Here is a 19,368-nt window from a genome sequence, read left to right as displayed (position 1 = left end):
AGGAGAACACCGTGACCTTTCCCCGCCAGCGAGGACTCACCGAGCAGGCCGCCACCACCGCCGTCGACCAGGCATGCCGCATGCTCCGGCTGCCCACCATCCGCTCCCAGTTCCCCGACCTCGCCGAGACAGCGAGCCGTGAGCAGATGTCCTACCTCGGCTTCCTCGCCGAGCTCCTCCTGGCCGAGTGCGACGACCGGGCCCGCCGCCGCTCAGAGCGCCGCATCAAAGCCGCCGGCTTCCCCCGCGACAAGTCACTGCGGAAGTTCGACTTCGAAGCCAACCCCAACATCGACGCAGCCATGATCCACACCCTCGCTAAGTGCGAGTGGATCAAGAAGGGCCTGCCCCTCTGCCTCATCGGCGACTCCGGCACGGGCAAGTCTCACCTGCTGATCGCACTGGGCACCGAGGCCGCGATGGCCGGCTACCGAGTCAAGTACGTCCTGGCGACCAAGCTGGTCAACGAGCTGGTCGAAGCCGCCGACGAGAAGCAGCTGACCAAGACCATCGCCCGCTACGGCCGCGTCGACCTGCTCTGCATCGACGAACTCGGCTACATGGAACTCGACCGCCGCGGCGCCGAACTCCTCTTTCAGGTGCTGACCGAACGCGAGGAGAAGAACAGCGTCGCCATCGCCTCCAACGAGTCCTTCAGCGGTTGGACCAAGACCTTCACCGACCCCCGACTCTGCGCGGCCATCGTCGACCGCCTCACCTTCGGCGGCAACATCATCGAGACCGGCACAGACTCCTACCGTCTCGCCACCACCCGCGCCCGCGCTGAGCAGCAAGCCGTCGGCTGAACCGGACGCGGGAGTGCCTGCGCGGAGCGAACCTGGGCGACCTACCCCTGGCGCAGAAATTCCCGCAGGTCCGCGGCTACAGTCGTCATCCCTTCACCGGCTTCGATCACGGTCGTCACCGTGCACTTCCAGTCACCGGGAAAGAAGCCGGACCGAAGCGTCCAGTCCAAATACACATGACCACCCGAGCCGAAGGTCGCCTTCACGACCAGGTGGTTGTTGATCCAGACCCGTTCCCCCTCCCAGCCACGGAAGTCTCGGGCGAGGCCGTCGAAGAACTCGCTCATGTCATCCCAGACGGTGACGGTCACGTTCTCGAGCCGTGCACGCACACCATCAGCAACGGCCTCCACCGCGAAGACGGTCTCGTACTCATCCTCACGCGACCAGTCGAACAACCGGACAGAGGTCGCCAGCGTCCCCGGCCCCCGCACGACGAGCTCGACCTGCCCGGGACCCACTTCGATCAGACTCACCCGCCGAAGGATACGGACGTCAACACGTTGACGACATCACGTTTCCGCGGCCCGGGACCGCTGCTAATTCTCATCAACATTCGGAGGCCCAGCAGCAACCAGCTGTTCCCAGCTCCCACCGAAAAGTGCTCTTCGTTCTGACCTATGCAGCCAACGAGGTACTGGCCACCGCCGATGCTCATGGCCTGGGCCAGCGGATGCGTCTCGAAGCCTGCAGCGGGCGGGCGGTAGCGGAGTTCGCTGTCGCGAACGGCATACAGCCATGCTGCGGTGTCCTTCGCGAGGTCGTTGAGTGCGCCCGCCTCGATCGCTTCCCACCATTGAGACGTGGCCTCGTCCGGCTTTCCCGCCAGGGTGAGGTAGCGGGCTCGGCGGGCCCGGACCCACGCGGCCGTCTGGGGTGCTAGGAGGCGGCGTGTCGCCAGGATGGCGTCCCACTCTCCGGTGGCATCGGCAACAGCCAGGAGGAGGCGTGTCCTGGTGAATTCATCGCTGGCCTGGCCGGCCACGGCGCGTAGGGTGTCGGCTCGTTCGGTGACGAGGTGCACCTGTTCCGAGGCGAGTGCGGTTTCGGCGAAGGCGGTGGCGTAGAGGGGGGCCGTGGGGGCGCCGGTTTCTGCGAGTTCGTCCACGAGGGGCGCGAGGGCGGTGAGGTCGTCGAGGGGATGCTGCAGGGTGGAGTAGAGCGTCAACGCCGCCTTGGCCGCGGTGTTCTCCTCAGCGTCGGCGGCCAGCCGCTCCAGCTTCCCGCGCGCCGCCAGAGCCTCGTGCTCTGCGCCCTGCGCGATGAGGTGCTCCAGGAGTCGGGTCAGCGCGGTCACAGCTGCCTGCGGGTGTCCTGCGTCTTCGAGTTCCTGGGCGCTGCGCCGCCGGATCAGCAGGGCGTGTCCGCGATAGCCCCCTCCTTCGAGTCGCTGCGCGATCCGCTCGAAGGCTGCAGCTGCGGCTGCCGGGTGCGCGCCGGCCGCCGCGTCGACAGCGGTATCGAGTTCTGCCTCCAGGCCGACAGCTTTCACCGGGCCGCGCATCAGGGCATCGGCACGCTGCCGACTGGCCTCGATCTGGCCGGAGTTCGTTTGTTCAGGCGATCCCCCAGGAAGCTGGACGTCGAGAACGTCGCTCAGGTCCGCCGCCAGTCTGGCATGGTCGATGTCCGCGCCGACCGGCGCGTAGGAGTCGACTTGTTCCCCGATACGGGCGAAGAGGGTGTTCGCGGCCTGCAGTGTCTTGGTGGATGTCGCCTTGATTAGACGCTCGACCGCACGGGTGCGGTCACTGCGGTCTGCGCCCTCCAGCCGCAGTTCGAACAGGTGCAGCTTGGACAGAAACCGCCAGGCGAGCTCGGACGGGGGCACGCCCTGGGTGTCGAAGCCGCCGGCCACAATCTCCGCGACGATCTTGTAGAGCTCCTTGAGCCGGTTCTGCACCCGCCTATTGGGGCCCTGCGGCTCCTGCAGGCGCGTTCGGAAGTCCGCGTCATCCGGGGCGGCGTCGGCGAGTGCGGCCAGTTCTTTCAGCTGCAGGGCGGGAGTGCACGAGGGCATGACGGCAAGGCCCAGCCGCCACAGCCCCGAGTTCACCAACGGCCACTGATCCACGACCACTTTGAGGTAGGTCGCGACAAGCTTGACGGAGGAGGCTTCGGCCACCACCAGCTTCGGTTGGCGGCGGACTCCGATGACTAGCCGGTATTCGCTTCCGTTTGCGGCGATCCCGGTGACGTGAATGTCGTCGACCGGGCTGAACCGGCTCGCCTGGAAACGGATCCGTGTGGGGGTGACATGATCGCCCAGTCCGGGGATCGGGGTCCCCGTGATCAGGTGGGAGATCAAGACGGCGCCGAAGCGGTGCTCGAGCACCACTCCCCCGCCGCCCGTCGCGTAGGGAGACGCTCCTGCCGGCATGGCTCCAGGGCCCTGATCGCTCACCGCGCCACCGTAACGCTAGGCACTGACAGCCCAGTACCAGGACTCAGCGCTCCGGTTTCGGCAGGGCTCGCCAGCCATCGCCGACACCACATCCACGAGCAGAAGCGCGCCTCGCGGACTCGCTACTGAGGTTTTCGGTTCGGGGGGACGTCATGGCAGCGTCGTGGTCAGTCCGGTCTCGGCTATGAACCCGTCGAGCAGGTCGGGCCGGTACTGCATCCGTTTGAGGCGGGTGCGGACGAGCCCGGCGAGGTCATCGATGCTGCATGGGGCGAGGTTGCCCAGGCTCTCCTTCAGGTGTGCCCACACACCCTCGGCCGGGTTGAGGTCCGGGGTGTAGGTCGGGAAGCGGAAGACCGTCAGCCACGGCCGTTTCCCGATCAGCTCGCGCATGGCGGCATCGACGTGGTGGCTGTAGTTGTCCCAGACCAGCACGATGTTGCCGTCAAGTTGCTGGTGGACGGCATCCAGTAACGAGGCGAAGTCCTCCTCCCGAAAGCCCTTCTTCCGAAAGCCCTTCTTCTCACCCTTGCGGCCGTGGTGGACCAGCATCCGGAAGACCAGACGGGTGCGTTGATCGGCCTTTTGGCAGACCAGGCCCGCCAGGGAGATGCGGCCCGAGCCGGCGGCGCGGACCCTGACCAGGGGCGGACGGCCACGGCGGGACCAGGTGCACGCCTTCGGCGGCCGCAGCAGCTGCCCTGCCTCGTCCGCGAAGCACAGCCAGGCGTCCCGGTCCCTCACCGTCTTTCCACCCGGGGCCACGTCTCCTTCAACCACGTGGCCACGGCCTCCTCGTCGCGTTCGGCGGCCCGCCGTACCGGCATCTGCACCGTCCAGCCCATCTGACGCAGGATGCGCCAGGTCTGTGCCGAGCTGAAGCGCACGTGGAATCGCCGGGCGATCACGACAGACACGCGGGCCAGCGTCCAGCGCTGGTCCTCCGTCCAGCCGTGCGCGGCGGGTCCCTTTTCCAGCTCCGCCGCCAGCCAGGCCCGCCACTCGGGCTTCATCCGTGACGGACGCCCGGACGGCCCCTTGGAACGCAGCCCCTCAACGCCGTCCTCGCGCCAGCGGGCATGCCAGGCATAGGCAGACTTGCGTGAGACCCGTAACCGCCGCGCGACCTGCGGCCGTCTCACCCCTTGCGCGAATAACTCGGCAGCCTCGAACCGCACTTGCTCCCGCCGGGACCGCTGCTTCGCGGTCAGGCCACCCCCATCGGGATACCGCATGACACCGGGATACACCCACCAGCGAGATCACCGTCACCCTACGTCGAAAACCTCAGTAGCAGCACGCAGGAGTGGCCTTCGATGCCGCGTGTGCAGGGCGAAGATCTGGAGGGGCGGCTGATCTAGGGCACGGGCATCCTTGGCTCCCAGGGGCGAAGAGAGCGTCGGTTGCCCGGCGTCGCCTGGCTATGAGGGGCAGACTGGCCGCTCTGCTGTTGGCGTTTACGGCACGCGGCGAACGAGACCAGCGGCGAGCCACTGCACGAGAGGGGTGGCGGCCAAGTGGACCGGCATCTGCGCTTGGTTGGTATGTCTACCCATCCGTCGTTGGAGGGGAAGGAATCAGGGTCGGGCAGGATGAGCACCCATGACGGGTGGGAAAGACAAGCTGATGGAGATGCTGCGCCGCACCGGGCTGCACATCGCGGGTGACTGGAAGACCGAGGAGGTAGTGCCGCCCCGGGCCGCGTGGCGCCTGGTCGTCGCGGGAGAAGCCAGGCCGACCGTGAGTGTGAGGGCAGACCGAGCGGACCTGGTCGCCGAGCTCAATGCGCAGTGGCACCGGCTCGGGACCGAGAGCGGGATCTTCGGCGGGGATGGTGTCTTCCTGATCGACGTCGCGGGCAACTGGACAGGCTGCGCGCCCAGGCCTTGGACGCGGGTGCAGCTCACGGAGCAGTGGGACCTCGCCGGAGTTTTGGGCGAGCGGCCCGGGCAACCGGAGTTCGTCACCCTCGCGACGGACGGGGACACCCTGCTGGGAGTGACCACTGAAGAAGACGAGGTATGGCTGATCGTCGTGGACCACCTGCGAGAGCGGCAAGAGGCAGCCGCTCGGGCGGCGGCCCAGGAGAGCCCACGGGAGCGGGCAGCCGCTTGGACATCGCTGTTTCAGGGGCCGGGGCCTTCTCAGAGGGTGCGTGAGATGTGGGCGCACGGGCTGGCACTCAACCCGGCCACCCCCGATGATCTGCGTGCCCGTCTCCTTGGTGTATCGCACTTCCTCCTGTGGCGGCGTCTGCCTGCAGCGGTCGTCGAGGCGGCCATCGTCCACCCGGATGAGAAAGTGAGGCAGTTGCTGGCCGAGGCCCAGCCGGGCCTCACAGCGGAGCAGTGGACTCGTCTGATCCTGGGCGAGCGGGAATCCCGGCCCCGCTGGATCCTCACCCTGCTGGCGGCTGACCAGCGCGCCGAGCTCACCGACGCCGCGTACGAGCAGCTCGCCACGGATCCTTCCGTCCGGGTCCGGGAAGAGACAGCTCGTCTTCGCGGACTGCCCGTACGGATACTGACCGCGCTGGCTGGCGACGACCATCCCTCTGTACGCGCCTCAGCCTGCCAAAGAGGCTGGACTCATCTGGACGGCCCGGCCCGGCGCAAGCTTCTGAGCGATCCTTCCGGCAAAGTGCGCATCGAGGCGCTGTTGCGGTACCACCGAGAGCACCCGATGCCCCGTTCGGTGTTCGATACCGAAGGAGTCCGAGAGCGCGCGGTGGAGTCCTGCCGCCTCGAACGCGGCCTCGCCGAACACCTGGTCCACCACGGCGAGCCGGCCCAGCGCAGCTCTCTCGCGGGCAACCCGCACCTGGACCCGGACCTGGTCGCACTTCTTGCCCAGGACCCTGACAAGAACGTCCGCTTCGTGGTGGCCACACGCGCCGACATCACCGAGGAGCAGCGGGCGGGCATCCCCATCGATTTCGACCCGCGCGGGCACTACTCCCCGCTCGACTGGGTCATGGCACTGCACGAGGATCCCGGCGCCATGCGCCGCCTGGCCGCCTCCTCCCACCCCCTGATACGCAGGAGCGTTGCCCGGGCCCGGCACCTGCCTGCGGACGTCGTCGAACGCCTCGCCCGCGACGACGACCGCGTCGTCCAGCTCTTCCTCGCGGAATCCTGCGACGACGCGCCCGCTGACATGCTCCTGCGGGTGTGGCAGTGGTGGACCGGCAGCCTCAGTACCCCCGACCGCCCTCACGGCCACCCCAACTTCCCCCGCCGCGACCTGCTGCGCTACGCCAACGACCCGAACGCCAGAATGCGCCGGCTGGCCTTGGACGACCCGGAGTCCACGCCAGAGCTGGTGGAGACGTTCAGCCGGGACAGCAACGAGGAAGTACGGCACCGGGCCGCGTCCGACCCACGCCTTTCGCCCGCATCAGCGGTCCGGCTGCTCGACGACCCGCACGAACGTGTCCGCTACGCCGCCGCCCTGCATCCAAGGCTGCCCGCCCGGGTGATAATCCGGTTGCTGCGGGACGCCGACACCGCACAAACCGCGGCCCGACACCCCGCCCTGCCCGTCCCTGTCATGGAACAGATGCTCCAGCGGATCCAGCATCCGGCCCCGGTCACACCAGGACCGTAAGAAGCCGTCATGCCTCCGGGATCGAGAGGGTTGGGCTGCCGTGCGGCCTCGCAGGCGGGCCGGCTGTATCGGATGGCGATGGTTGCTGTCAGTCGTATGCCGATTCCGGTCAGTTGGGTGCCGAAGGGCTGGGATACCTGGGACCAGGACAGCAGGCCGTGCTGTCCCGTACTCGGCGAGAGGGGCCGCGTGTGCCGGGAAGCCGTGGCGAGCATCAGCAAGACAGCCCGGAGGCATGTTTCCGCCGGTGGCAGGCCGGGCGGCGGCAATGCCCCGGCTGCTGGACCTCGACAGCCGCGGTGAGCTGAGCGCCGCGCATGTGCGCCTGGTGGCAAAGGCGTTGGGGAAGTCGGAGCGGACGGTGTGGCGGTGGCTGGCCGCTGCCCGGGAGGATCACCGCCTCGCACGGGTGGAGGCGCCCCATTTCACGGTCACCACGGAAGTCCGGCGGCTGCTGGCGCTGTGGGGCGGTAACGCCTCCCGGGTCCATGCCGAGCTGGTACAGCGGGCGGCCGACGATCCGAACGCTCCCGCGGTGCCCTCGCTCTCCACGTTGCACCGGGCGATCCGCCGGGACCTGACCCGCGGCGAGCGGGCCGGGCTGAAGAGTGGGGAAGCCGCCCGCCGTGCTCACGACGTGTTCGGGCAGCGCCCGCCGACGCACCGCAACGCGGCGTGGGAGGGCGACCACAAGCATATGCCCGTCGAGGTCGATGTGGAGGGCGAGCTGGCCACACCGTGGGGACCTGGTTCATCGACTGCGCCACCAAGGCGATCACCGGGGTGGCGGTCACCGCGCACGCTCCGAGCCGGGACGCGGTGCTGGCGTCCCTACGGATCGCGATCACCCGCAGCGAGCCGTTCGGGCCGGTGGGCGGGCTGCCGGGTCAGATCCGGGTCGATCGCGGCAAGGAGTTCCTGTGCGCGACGGCCACCGCGGCGATGGGCGCGCTCGCCGTCCCCGTCACCGATCTGCCCGCCTACAGCCCGCACTTGAAGGGCTCGATCGAGGCGCTGAACGACGCGGTGGAGGAGATGTTCCTCGTCTCGCTCCCCCGCTACACCGGCCGCCAGAAACTCACCGGTGGCCGGCTCGCCGACCCCGACGCTCCGCCCCTGACCTACGAGGCGTTCGTGGGGCTGCTGCTGAACTGGGTGACCTGGTGGAACACCCTCCATCGTCCCGCCGCGCTGAACGGGGAGACCCCCCTCCAGGCGTGGCAGGCCGACGCGACACCGCTCACGGATGTGTCCGCCGGGCAACTGGCGACGTTCGCCCTGGAGGACAACGGCCGCACGTACACGATCAGCACCAGCGGGGTGCGGTGGCGCCGCCGGGACTACCTCGCCCCGTGGATGAACGGCCGTACCGGCACCAAAGTCTCAGTACGGCACCTGCCCCACCACGACGACACCATCGAGGTCTTCGACGCGGCGACCGGACGCCATCTCGGGTCGGCATTCCTGGCCGCCGCGGCAAGCCGGGAGCAGATCCGCTCCGTCCAGGCCGCACGGACCACGGCCGCCCAGCGACTCAAGGCCGATCTGAAAGCCGCGGAGAAGCTGCGTCGGCGGCGCTTCGAGGCCTCCACCACCGCGGCCCCGCCTCGTCCACTCGTCTCCCCGACCTCCGCGCAGGCCGAAGAGGAACTGGGAGAAGCGGCGCAGACGGACCGCCGTGCGCTGGCCCGTCCCGACTTGGTTCCGCACGGCCCCGCACCCGATACCTGGGCCCGCCCCAGGCCCCCGCGCACACCCACTGATCGCTGACCTGGACTACGGGCTGCTGCCCGACGAGAGCGAAGACCACTTCCTGGGCCTGGAGCAGGCCCAGTTGGTCGGCACCGACACGCTGCTGACCACCCGGGACAACATCGAGGCCGTCATCGAGGCCAAGGCCACGATGTGCGTCTACGGGCCGGCCGGATCCGGCAAGACAATGTCGGTGAACTCCGCGCTGCGTCATCTCGCCCCGGACATCACCCACCGCCTGGAGCTGCGGGCCGGACCGACCCCCAGGGACATCCGCCATGGTCTCTTCCAGGCGCTGGGCTGCCCGGTGAGCCGCCGGCCCGCCCGATCGAGTTCGACACCCTCCTCAAGGAGGCGCTCGCCGAGGAGTTCCGGGTCCTGGTCTGTGATGAGGCGCAGTGGATGAAGAAGACCGGGTTCGAGTTCTGGCGCCACCTGTGGGACGACAAACGCACCAACATCGCCGTGATCTTCGCCGGGGGCGACGGCCGCTACAAGGTCCTGCGCCGCGAACCCATGCTGGCCTCCAGGATCTTCATCTGGCAGGAGTTCACCCGCATGTCCAAAGACGAGGTCCGCGCCACGATCCCCGCCTTCCACCCCGTCTGGACAGACGTGGACACCGCGTTGATCGACGCGATCGACAAGCAGGCCGCCCACGGCAGCTTCCGCAACTGGGCCAACATCACCACCCACATCCTCTCCGGCATGAAGAAACTGAACCTCAGACAGGTCGACGAAGACCTCGTGCGCTGGGTCTACAGCAAGATCGGCGGCATGTAGTGCAGGTCGGCGTCCTCCCGGCCGTCACTGTCCTCGTCGACAAAGACGACCACCCCAGCTGGACGGCCGCCTCGCATGCAGCACACGACCCAGTCCTGGGACGTCTGACCGTCGACCCCAGCCCTGCCAACGGAGCACCCGCCGCCCTCGCCCACGACCTGCTCTACGCCCTGGGCAAGCGACTCCCCCAAGGCGGAGAGACGTACGGGACGTGGGCCGACTCCCAGCGCCCCGCCTTGGACGCGGTCGCCGCCTGGATCCTCACCCACCGCATCGGGCATCTCATCGTCTGCCGCACCGACCACCTCACCACCGCCCGCCAGCAACAGCCACTCGCCCTGCGCGAACGCTGCGGCATCCGCCTCAGCCTCCTCTGACACCGGCCAGCCGGCCCCGCCCTGAGAACGCTCCTCGAACAGACCCCGTACCGCCTCGTCGACACCCTCCCCCAGGCCCGTGCGGTCCTGGACCGCACCACGGGCCACTCACCGGACGGCACGCGAAGCGCCGGACAGCAAGCGACCACCGGACCAGCCTCCAGCCCGGACGACGCGCAGTGGATCACCTCCCCGGCGCGGTCGGACGGCGTGGTGACAGACCGTCCGAAACGCGCCGGGTGCCCAGGCGCGCCCGATCTCACCTCCACGAAGGGCGGCGCACCGCCCGCCCGGAGGCAGAGCCGCACACCAGCAGACGTCCTCGCCGCCCGGCTGAACACCGTGGCGCACCCCCTGCACGCCACTGGGACGACCCGGCCGGCGACGGGCCCGTGCCCATCGGGCAGCACATGGCCAACCTCCGCCGCAACGGCGGCCTCGGCAAAGACCCGGACCGAGCCGCGGAGCGCGCAAGACAGCTGGCCGCGATCGACCCGGACTGGAACTGCCCCTGGCCACTGGACTGGCAACGCCACTACCGCATCCTCGCCGACCTCGCCGCCGACGAACTCCACGGCCGCCTCCCCGACATCGCCCCCGGCGTGACCTTCGAAGGCGATGGTCTCGGGCGGTGGATCGGGAGGCAGAAGCAGCCGGCCACTTGGGCGCAGCTGTCGACCGAGCAGCAGGAGCGGCTGTCCAAGCTGGGCATCAAGCCCACGAAGGCGCCGTCTCCCACGCCGCCGGCCAAGGGTGCGACGAAGGGCCAGAGCAAGGCGCAGCAAGCCTTCCAACGCGGACTCGCAGCCCTCAGACAGTGGATCGAACGAGAAGGCGCGCACCGGCCCGTACCCAGGGGCCACACCGAACAGATCACGGTCCACGGCGAAGCAGACCCGGTGGCCGTGAGGCTGGGCGTATGGGTCTCGAACACCAAATCGAGACGGGACAAGCTCGCCCAGGAGCAACTGGACGCGCTCCGGGAGCTGGGAGTGGACTGGGCGTAGAAAACGGCGGTGAGGGTGGAGTGGGCGGTGGCGTAGGGCGCGTGGGACATCCCGCCCCTGCTACGAGCGAAGGGTCCGGCAGCAGCCGGGCCCTTCCCGTTTGGACCTGCTGGAGCGGCTGCCGACCGACCAGGAGCGGAAGGACAAGTGGGAACAGGCCGGCGGGCCGGAGATGATGCGGCTGCCGGCCGCCCATATGGGGTCCCTTAGAAGGCGAAGGACACGCGAACAGGTAGCAGGTCACCAGCTCGCCGGCGAGCATCACCGTGACATCTCCGAAGTAGACCTCGGCCTCGGCACCGGGCCTGTGGGACGCGCACCTCGGCTGATGAGCTGGGCCCTTCGGCACAAGGAATCCACAAGAAGCGCTCTTACTCTCGCTGGCCCACCGACCGGCAGACTAGTGGGAGTTGAGAGTGCATGCACGGATCGTCACCAGGTAGGAGTGCGGCAGGGCAGGTCCTGCTGTGGGTTGCCGTGGCCGCCGCGCTGCTCGTCGGGTGCTCGGCAGCGCCCGGCAAGAGCGCGGCGGTCGGGGCGTCCGCATCCTCGCTGGCGGGGAGTTCTGAACAGGGCCGCAAGCCCAACATCATTTATGTACTCACCGACGACCTCTCCTGGAATCTCGTGCGGTATATGCCGCACGTTCAGCAGATGAGCAAGCAGGGGACGACGTTCTCGAACTACTTCGTCACCGACTCGCTCTGCTGCCCCTCGCGTTCCTCGATACTCACGGGGCAGTACCCCCACAACACCGGGGTCTTCACCAACAACGGGGACGACGGAGGCTACGGCGCCTTCATGAAGAACGGCGACGAGAAGAAGTGCTACGCGCCGGCTCTTCAGAAGGCCGGCTACCGCACCGGCTTCATGGGCAAGTACCTCAACGGCTACCAGCCGAAGGACACCAGCGGCACCGATCACCCGTACGTGCCTCCGGGCTGGAACGAATGGGACGTGGCCGGCAACGGGTATCCAGAGTTCAACTACGACCTCAACGAGAACGGCAAGGTCGTCCACTACGGCCATGACCCGCAGGACTACCTCACCGACGTGGTGTCCGCCAAGGCGAGCTCCTTCATCAGTTCCTCGGCGGCGCACAGCAAGCCGTTCATGCTGGAACTCGCCACCTTCGCGCCGCACGAGCCCTCCACGCCCGCGCCCCGCGACGCCAACAGCTACCCGGGGCTCAAGGCACCCAGGAGCGCCGCCTACGATCGGCTGCCCGCGCAGGCGCCGAAGTGGCAGGCCGATCTCAAGCCCCTGAGCGACAAGGAGAAGACGCAGATCGACCGCAAGTTCGCCAAGCGGGTCCGCTCGGTTCAGGCCGTCGACCGGATGATCGGCCACCTGGAGGACGTGCTGAAGGAGAAGGGGCTCGCGGACGACACGTATCTGGTCTTCGGCTCGGACAACGGCTTCCACATGGGTGAGCACCGGCTGCGGCCGGGCAAGCAGACCGCTTTCGACACCGATATCCGCGTCCCCATGATGGTGACAGGACCGGATGTGCCGGCGGGGCGGACCGCCTCCCAGCTGGTGCAGAACACCGATCTCAATCCGACGTTCCAGCAGCTCGCGGGGCTGAAGCCGCCCTCGGCCGTGGACGGTCTCAGCCTTGTCGACCTCTTCCACGGATCGTCGCCGAAGGACTGGCGTGAATCCGTTCTGGTCGAGCATCACCATCCCGGAACGTCCAAGGGCGATCCCGACGCGGCTCCGAAGGACAGCGGCAATCCGCCGACGTACGAGGCGCTTCGGACCGCGGACAGTCTCTGGGTCGAGTACGCGGACGGGGAACGCGAATACTACGACACGCAGGCCGATCCCGCTGAGCTTAGGAATCTCGCAGGCAGTCTGAGCGACGGGAAAGAGAAAGCCCTGCACGAGACCTTGACCGCGCTCGCCCGTTGTTCGGGCTCCGAGTCCTGCCGGGACGCGTCGCGGCTGCACCAGTAGCCCTCATCGGGCTGCGCTCGGCGGCATCCGGCTGCACATACACGAAGACCCCGCATCCAGCCCTCTGAGGGGTGGCGGGGTCTTCCACACTTCAGGCTCGTCTTGGCGCTCCACCCGCTCCAAGTGCTCAGGAACGCGATCGACGTCGAATCTGCAGTCGCGCATTTGTGCCCAGTTCACCACCTGGGCATTGAACCCTCCCAAGGCGGCCAGGAGCGACTTCACCTCCGCGTTCGCAGGTCTGTCGTGGTGGCAGCTCCGAGGGACCCATCGGACAGGCCCTAGGAGCTCCGGCAGCATTGAGGGCGCCATCAACCGCATCAAGAAGATCAAGCGGCAGCTCTACAGGCGAGCCGGATTCGACCTGCTCCGGAAAATGATCCTGCTTCAGTGACACGCCGCCCCCTTCGGCGACCGGTCTACCGTTGAGCCGTGAGATGGAACGAAGCTGAGTATCTCGAGTGCCTGCAGTCGGAGCGGCGTGGCTACGCATGGGTAATGCAGCATCACGGCGGGCCGGCGCCGAAGGAGGCCAGGGAGGCCGCCCTGGAGCGTTACCCATACGAACCGGCTGAGGCCCGTACCGCGGGCTGATCTTTCACGACGAGGCGTGGCACTGGGCGATGCTGGAGATCCACGGTGATCGGTACGTGACGGAACACCCCGAGCTGGCCCGTCCGTCACCTGACTACCGAGCCCTTGAGTAGCCAATCAACGAGCGCATTCAAACATCGAGGTGACGCTCCGCGACGTCTCCCCAAGATCTGTGCCAGAACCCAAAAGTCACTGACATTGATCACGATGCCCACCCCAGAATGACTCCCGAAGTCACTACGAAATGACTCCCTCGGAAACTGACACAGCCAGCCATGACGCGCACCGGTGACAGCACGCCTGTCTGTCCGCTTCCGGGCATGAATCTTTGCCGTCAGTGCCTGCTGGGCACCGTAGGTGCGAGACCGTGACGAGGTGACACCTCTTCCGGTCCTGCTGCGGACTGCGCCCGTGAGCAGCGAGACGACCTGGTCGCACATGTGCCGGGTGGCTGCCACGTACGGCATGCACCCCGAGCAGGTGCTCGGGCATTTCACGGTCACCGGCTCCCGTCCCCGGCATGAAGGCGGCGCCGTGCGAGCCGACGCGGAGCTCCTACTCAACGGGGGCGGGCGGCGGATACTGGCAGGCCTGTGCGGCGTCGAGGAAGGCGTGCTGGCGCGGGCGTTGCCGTCCTGGGAACAGGAGGACGCCAAGCTGCCCGCCGAAGAGGACGGGGTGCCGGCGGCGCCGTGGCGGATCGGCGGCGCGGTCGCCGGGCCGGTGGCGTTCGGCTGCCGCCTGTGCGCGGCCCGGCGTACAGGCCCGGCAGCGGGCAGGCGGGAGCCGGGCAGGCAGGGGTGTCGGCATAGGGGACGGCAGCGTCCTTCCAGCGGCCAGCGGCCTTGCGGGTGGTGTGGGTCTTCCACTGGGTGTAGTGCGTGGCGCACAGTTCTTTGCAGTGGCGGGGCCGGACACAGCGCTGCCCGTCCTTCGTGAAGCTGCACTGCTCCGGAACACCACCGAAGGCAACCCGGTTGCGCACCGGCACGAAGGTCCGCGCGAACTCCGCGACGGGCAGCGGCGACCTCTTCTGCCCTTCCTTGCAGAACGGACAGAAGATATTGGCCGGTGACGCAACACGCTCCGCCACAAAATCGGCATCCACGTGGCAAACACAACCACCACCCACAGCGACGCGTACGGCGCTCCGGCCAGCACCATCACTGCAGGCGACAACCCAAACAAACATCCCTCACCCCTGGCCCTCCCCCGAGATAACTCTCGGCGGGGCCAGGGTCAGGGTTCAGTGTGGTCAGCGCTCGTTTTCCAAGGCAGCGGTCAATCCGTAGGCACCTGCTTGCGAGAGCCTGTCGATGATGTCCAGGCACCGGATCCGTTCAGGTTGCGGGCTTTGCCGATAGAGGCGGAGGACTGCCGAGACCACGTGGTGGCCGTCCGCCGCGCGATGGGTTCTGAGGTCGCCGAGCTCCCTGCCCGCGTGCTGGACGATGCGTTCGCAGGCATCAATAGCGACAGGGGGAAGGGGGCCAGCGTGGTTGTAGAGAGCGAAGGTGAGCTGTTCGAGGTGGTCGGGGAACGCCTTGCTGTCGAGGAATGCTTTGACGAGTTCGTCGGCTTGTGCAGGTAGGAGTTCGAACACCTGCCGCATGCCCAAGGAGGCGTTCTTACGGACCTCGGGGTCGCCATCGCTGAACAGCGGTACAAGGTGAGAGTAGCGGTCGACGTTGCGGGCGAAGACTGCTGCTGTGCCGCGGCGGGCGGTGTCACTAAGTTCTCGCGCGGTTTGGGGAAGGTCTGGGGTGAGGCACCCTTGAATGGCGGCAACCGCCCAGGTCTCTCCTGCGAGTTCGGCCGTGCTCCCAGGGCCTTGTAGCGCGCGGTTGAGGGTGGCCGTGAAGCGTGAGGAATCTCGGACCAGCGCCTGGATGAGCAGTTGCTGAGTGGTGAGGGCGTTGTAGACATTGGCGTCCTGGTGGTTCAGCAATTGCTCCGCAACCTCCAGCGCATTCTGGGGGTCGTGATTCATCAGGGCCAGCACAGCTTGGGCGGCGCAGACTCGGACAGCGAGCACTGGATCGTTCGCCAGGCGAGTGACCAGGGGTGTCAACACGTGCAGGCGCTGACTGTCATGGAATAGGAGGGCGGCGATGGTAAGCGCTGCCTGTCCTCGAGCGGTGTTCATGCCGGCGGTCAGCAGGTCTGTGCGGGCTCCCTCGGCGTCCAGGTCCTCGCTGTCGTGCTCAGGATCAGAGTCTGTGGTGTAGCTGTCCAGGGCCGGGAGCAAGGCAAGGGTGAAACGTTGCGGGGCCGACTGCAGGGCGCGGCATACCGTGAAGGCGGTCGCAGGGCCGAGGGTCTGATGGGTGTGGGTAACCAGTTGCTCCCATCGGTCGGCTTGTAGATGGGGTGTGACCGCCTCCACGATCGCGCACAGGTAGGCGGCTGGTGAGTCCGGGCTAAGCGTGAAGGCGAAGTCGGTAAAACGCTCGGGTTCCTGTTGCGCGCGGCTGCCCAGCATCTGGGCCAGTTCGTGAGCGCCGCCTCGGAGAGGCCAGAGCCGCTCGGGTTGGGGCCGGGCGTACTTGTCCAGAGCTCGGTGCCACTGCTCATCCGTCATGTGCCGGGCTGCATGGTCACTGATCGGGGAGCCGACAACCCCGCCCTGGATTGGTGTCGGCGGCGACGGGACGTGGCCAGGGAACTTGCGCTCCATTCGGCGAGCCGACGGCGTATCGCATCACTACGGCGCGGAGGGAAGATCGCCGACAGCAGCTCGTACTGGCTCCAGCCCCAGGCGCTGCGCTGTCCCCTCTGCCGTCGGCGTTCCCACGCCGGGTAGAAGTCGAGCAGCGTCGCGGTCAGACGTTCCAACGTCTCGTCACTGCAATGGGGCGTGGTTGCCTCGATGAGTTCACGCGAGGCCCAGCGCGCGCTGTCCAGCCATCCCAGGCTCAGGTTGCGTTCATCGGTCAGGAGCCAGGCGATCGCCTCGTCTGCCTGGTTCATGACGGCGTACAGGCGGCAGGTGAGGAAGCGCAGTTCGTGAACCAGTGAGGGAGTCAGTCGCTGCAAGGCGTCCGCAGCGGCAGGCGGAGAGTTGGCAGCCAGGGAGCGTAGTGCTGTGTCCAGGGAGGCCAGCAGTGCGGCGTCGACGCCGCGGCCGCCCACATGGCGGTAAGCCCAACGGCCGCCGGGATCATAGGCGTCGGTGCGCCTCGTGCTGCCCGCGGTAGCCACGTCGATGACGAAGGGCAGGACCTGGTTCACGTAGGCTTCCGGCTCGGCCTTCGCGATCTGGGAGAGGACCGTGTCGGCCACCTGTGAATGCGTTGACAAGTGCCCGGATTCGAAGGGGTCGCCGGAGCCATCGGCGCGCGCTCGGACAAGGTGACGCTGCAGATAGGCACCGACAAGCCGCGCAGCGGAAGAGGGAGCGGTCTCGGCCAGGCCGTAGAGGAGTGACCAGAAGTCGCTGTTCACCGCGATCGGTCCACGTACCTCGTCCGCATGTCCGCTCTCGACCAGGTGGACGGCAAGGTCGATGAGGTCGGGCGTGAGCGCCCACTCGATCAGCCGCAGAAGCCGCTGCCCCCACTGTGGCGTGGTACCCACGTACGGTCGCACCAGCTCCGCGACACGAGCGGGCCGATGCTGCGCGACGGCCAGCAGTTCAGGGAACGCAGCATCGGCGGTCTGCGGCGTGCCCAGCCAGCGTTCCCACCTTTGATCGTGATCGGAGGCGTCGAACCACTGCGGCAGGGCGAGCAGACCGCGTACCTTGCCCGCCACAGGAGCCTGGCCCCAGGCGATAGGTTCGATGGCCTGCCACTCAGGCAGAGCGGCATCGAGCTGCCCGAGGACAGCGATGATCACATCTTGCAGGTGCGGGCGGATCCGATCGGAGCCCAGGAGCCGGGCCACCGTGGCACGGAAACGTTCGGGATCCGTGCCAGCGAGGTGCTCGAGGATCTGCCGGGTTTGGGCGCGACGGAACAGGTACTGCCCCGAACTGGCCAGGAAATCGTGGATGTCCTCTCCAGTCGAGATGAAGGACCGGGCGAAGAGGAAATCGAAGTACGTCTCATGGAAGAACCCGATCTGTTCGCCGTCGCGCACCAGCACACCGTGCGACTCGAGCACCTTGATGTGCTGGCGGGCGAAACCATCGAGGAGAGCCACGGGCGCCTGGAGCGTTTCACGTTCGCTCATGGAGGCACACAGCGTGCCCGTGATACCCCGCCAGTCCAGTGCAGCGACCTGTCGCTCGATCTCCTCGCGCCGTTCATCGGTGTAGCGCGCGTACAGCTCCTGCAACGTCCGGTAGGAAGCGGCGCGTGCGGAGGGCGACAGGCGGCTGAAGATCGACAGGTGCAACGGAGTCCGCAGCAGCTCAACCGTCACCGATCCCAAGCCGTCTGCATCCGTGCCGCCGTCGGACAGGACAGCCCGCACCTGTTCCAGGTCCAGAACGCTGAGGGGGAACCGGGCTGTCCGGGCGTGGTCGGCGACCAGCCTGGACAGCCTCCGGTCGTTGTCGATGTCGGCGGTGCGTGCTACCAGGAGCACCTTGACATTCGGGACGGTGACCAGCTGCGCGAGTACGTCTTCCACGGCCTCGTAGGCGTCCGACATCCTGCCGTTGTAGGTGCTGACCGCATCCAGCTGGTCAATCACCAACAGTGCCGGCGCTTCGGCCGCGACCCCAGCCAGCAGCACCGCTGGCGAGTCCGGCAGAGTCATCTTGGTACCCAGGTCCTTGGCCGTCTGCACGCCCGCGTCGGCGCCGTCCATCCGGACCGCGGCCGCCGGCCATCCCTGCTCGGTCAGTCGGACCAGGACATCGGTGACGACCGCTGACTTGCCCAAGCCAGCGCCGCCCTCGCAGACCACGATCTGCGGGCTGTCCTCAGCTACCAGGCGCTCGTAGAGTTGCTCCACGTGCGGCCGAGCGGCCATCCCGAACACAGGCCTGTCCCGCCGCACCCGCCGCACAAAGCGCTCAACGGTCCCGGCCAGCGCCGTAAGCGTTCCGGTGTCACCGACCAGCAGCCGTGGGCGTACTCCCGGCACGGTCAAAAGGTGGCTGCGGATCTGGGAACCGGTGAGGCGCTGGTGCAGGTGCTCGTCGAGATAGCCGCTCAGCTGCCTGACGATCACTTCCGGATCGCCGACGAACAGCAGCTCATACTCGGAGACCACCAAGCGGCGCAGTGCCTCCGGTGGGATGTGCTCCACGTGCACGGCCTGCAGATACCGCCACCCGACCTCCCGGCCGACCGGCCTTCCGTTCACAGACCAGTTCCCAAGTACCTGCACGAACTGGGGAAGCTGGGCCTTGGTGATAATGCCCTCGAACTCGGCGAATGTTTCGGCCGCCCGGGCCCGCTGGGCAAGATCATGCAGTTCAGGGGCCCCCGTAGACAGCACAAGGCGCACCTTCTTGCCCTCCGCAAGATGCCCCGTGACCGCCTTGAGGATCTTCCCGGCAGCATCCAGGGTCCACGGCCCCTTCGAGGGAACGTCCTTCACCTGCTCGCACCACGTGCCGTCGTCCGCCTCGAGCTCGAACTCGATCCCGGCGCCCGCCGGCCCCGGGGGCTCCAGACGAATCCGCGACGCCCGCCCCCTCAGCAACTCAGCCACCCTCAGCGCGGTCCACCAGTCCTCATACCGGTTACCCGCCTTGTCCGCAGCCCCACCCGCCAGCCCCACCCAGCCTCACTCCCCCGGGACATCACATCGGCTCCCGCCCATCGCGAACCGCGCCACGCGACCCTACTCCCACCCACCGACAATCGGACCTACCAGATTATTGCGACATAAACATCTACCTCCGTGCCGCCCTCAGCCTGCAGGCATGGAGAGGCCTCAGCCACGGATCTCTTTGAGTGCGGTGGACACAGTTGGCCGTTTCCCGATCTGGGGCAAAAACGCCTGCTGTAGCCAGCAGATGAGCAAGGACAGACACTGCCGCAAGCAGGCCCCGCTGGCTGGTGAAGGCCAGCAGCCAGTGGGGCCTGCTCACTCAAGCCCAGTTGCCTAGGCGGTCTTCCTCCGCCCTGGACTCCGGTCCCACCTGGCGGCAAAAGACCGGATGGACTCAGCGGTGAAGACCG

The 19,368-nt window shown here is 67.6% G+C and carries 11 protein-coding genes and 2 pseudogenes; 7 read left to right on the top strand and 6 right to left on the bottom strand.

All coding sequences use genetic code 11. The features are described 5' to 3' along the window. Positions 1-11: 11 nt before the first annotated feature. Entirely contained in the window at positions 12-806 is a 795-nt protein-coding gene (istB, locus tag ACIP94_RS35540; RefSeq protein ID WP_402435270.1) for an IS21-like element helper ATPase IstB, read from the top strand. Positions 807-847: 41 nt separating this feature from the next. Here istB and ACIP94_RS35535 read toward each other — a convergent pair whose 3' ends face one another. The 4 genes from ACIP94_RS35535 to ACIP94_RS35520 form a co-directional block, all read right to left on the bottom strand. Then, entirely contained in the window at positions 848-1,282 is a 435-nt protein-coding gene (locus ACIP94_RS35535; RefSeq protein WP_402435267.1) for a DUF6228 family protein, read from the bottom strand. Next, on the bottom strand, positions 1,279-3,210 hold the full coding sequence (locus ACIP94_RS35530) for a hypothetical protein (RefSeq protein ID WP_402435264.1): 1,932 nt from the start codon (positions 3,208-3,210) through the stop codon (positions 1,279-1,281). The genes ACIP94_RS35535 and ACIP94_RS35530 overlap by 4 nt, the downstream gene beginning before the upstream one ends. A gap of 150 nt (positions 3,211-3,360) precedes the next feature. Next, positions 3,361-3,975 (bottom strand): transposase, encoded by a 615-nt coding sequence (locus ACIP94_RS35525; protein ID WP_402435261.1) that lies wholly within the window; start codon positions 3,973-3,975, stop codon positions 3,361-3,363. Then, complete coding sequence (locus ACIP94_RS35520; RefSeq protein ID WP_402435258.1) at positions 3,951-4,445, bottom strand: winged helix-turn-helix domain-containing protein; 495 nt, start codon at positions 4,443-4,445, stop codon at positions 3,951-3,953. Before ACIP94_RS35520 ends, ACIP94_RS35525 begins: the two co-directional genes overlap by 25 nt. 367 nt (positions 4,446-4,812) lie before the next feature. On the opposite strand from ACIP94_RS35520, the gene ACIP94_RS35515 reads away from it, so the two are divergent. The 6 genes and pseudogenes from ACIP94_RS35515 to ACIP94_RS35490 all read left to right on the top strand — a co-directional run bounded on the left by ACIP94_RS35515 (position 4,813) and on the right by ACIP94_RS35490 (position 12,694). Next, positions 4,813-6,816: a PE-PGRS family protein gene (locus ACIP94_RS35515; protein ID WP_402435255.1), complete on the top strand. Its 2,004-nt coding sequence runs from the start codon at positions 4,813-4,815 to the stop codon at positions 6,814-6,816. 268 nt (positions 6,817-7,084) lie between these two features. Then, positions 7,085-8,586, top strand: a pseudogene (locus ACIP94_RS35510) (Mu transposase C-terminal domain-containing protein). 133 nt (positions 8,587-8,719) lie between these two features. After that, positions 8,720-9,351 (top strand): annotated as a pseudogene (locus ACIP94_RS35505) (AAA family ATPase). Beyond that, positions 9,351-9,728 carry a hypothetical protein gene (locus ACIP94_RS35500; RefSeq protein ID WP_402435252.1) on the top strand — a complete coding sequence of 126 codons (378 nt, stop codon included), beginning with the start codon at positions 9,351-9,353 and terminating at the stop codon, positions 9,726-9,728. The pseudogene ACIP94_RS35505 and the gene ACIP94_RS35500 overlap by 1 nt, the downstream one beginning before the upstream one ends. A gap of 410 nt (positions 9,729-10,138) precedes the next feature. Then, the gene (locus tag ACIP94_RS35495; protein WP_402435249.1) at positions 10,139-10,735 is read left to right on the top strand and encodes a helicase associated domain-containing protein; all 597 of its coding nucleotides are present in this window, start codon (positions 10,139-10,141) and stop codon (positions 10,733-10,735) included. A gap of 420 nt (positions 10,736-11,155) precedes the next feature. Then, positions 11,156-12,694, top strand: a complete 1,539-nt coding sequence (locus ACIP94_RS35490) for a sulfatase (RefSeq protein ID WP_402435246.1) — start codon at positions 11,156-11,158, stop codon at positions 12,692-12,694. 1,849 nt (positions 12,695-14,543) lie between these two features. Here the strand turns inward: ACIP94_RS35490 and ACIP94_RS35485 are convergent. Together ACIP94_RS35485 and ACIP94_RS35480 are read right to left on the bottom strand one after the other, a co-directional pair. Beyond that, entirely contained in the window at positions 14,544-15,869 is a 1,326-nt protein-coding gene (locus ACIP94_RS35485) for a hypothetical protein (RefSeq protein ID WP_402435243.1), read from the bottom strand. Beyond that, positions 15,866-18,895, bottom strand: coding sequence for a hypothetical protein (locus tag ACIP94_RS35480; protein WP_402435240.1), 3,030 nt, complete (start codon positions 18,893-18,895; stop codon positions 15,866-15,868). The genes ACIP94_RS35485 and ACIP94_RS35480 overlap by 4 nt, the downstream gene beginning before the upstream one ends. Positions 18,896-19,368 lie beyond the last annotated feature (473 nt).

The organism is Streptomyces sp. NPDC093261, assembly GCF_044753645.1.
GTDB lineage: Bacteria > Actinomycetota > Actinomycetes > Streptomycetales > Streptomycetaceae > Streptomyces.
The sequence above is the reverse complement of the archived record's forward strand: the minus strand, read 5'-3'. Positions and strand labels throughout refer to the sequence as shown.

Bases quoted from the DNA above. Each gene is read 5' to 3' on its own strand.
- ACIP94_RS35485 (WP_402435243.1), bottom strand. From the start codon at position 15,869: ATGACGGATGAGCAGTGGCACCGAGCTCTGGACAAGTACGCCCGGCCC.
- ACIP94_RS35490 (WP_402435246.1), top strand. From the start codon at position 11,156: ATGCACGGATCGTCACCAGGTAGGAGTGCGGCAGGGCAGGTCCTGCTG.
- ACIP94_RS35495 (WP_402435249.1), top strand. From the start codon at position 10,139: ATGGCCAACCTCCGCCGCAACGGCGGCCTCGGCAAAGACCCGGACCGA.
- ACIP94_RS35515 (WP_402435255.1), top strand. From the start codon at position 4,813: ATGACGGGTGGGAAAGACAAGCTGATGGAGATGCTGCGCCGCACCGGG.
- ACIP94_RS35520 (WP_402435258.1), bottom strand. From the start codon at position 4,445: ATGCGGTATCCCGATGGGGGTGGCCTGACCGCGAAGCAGCGGTCCCGG.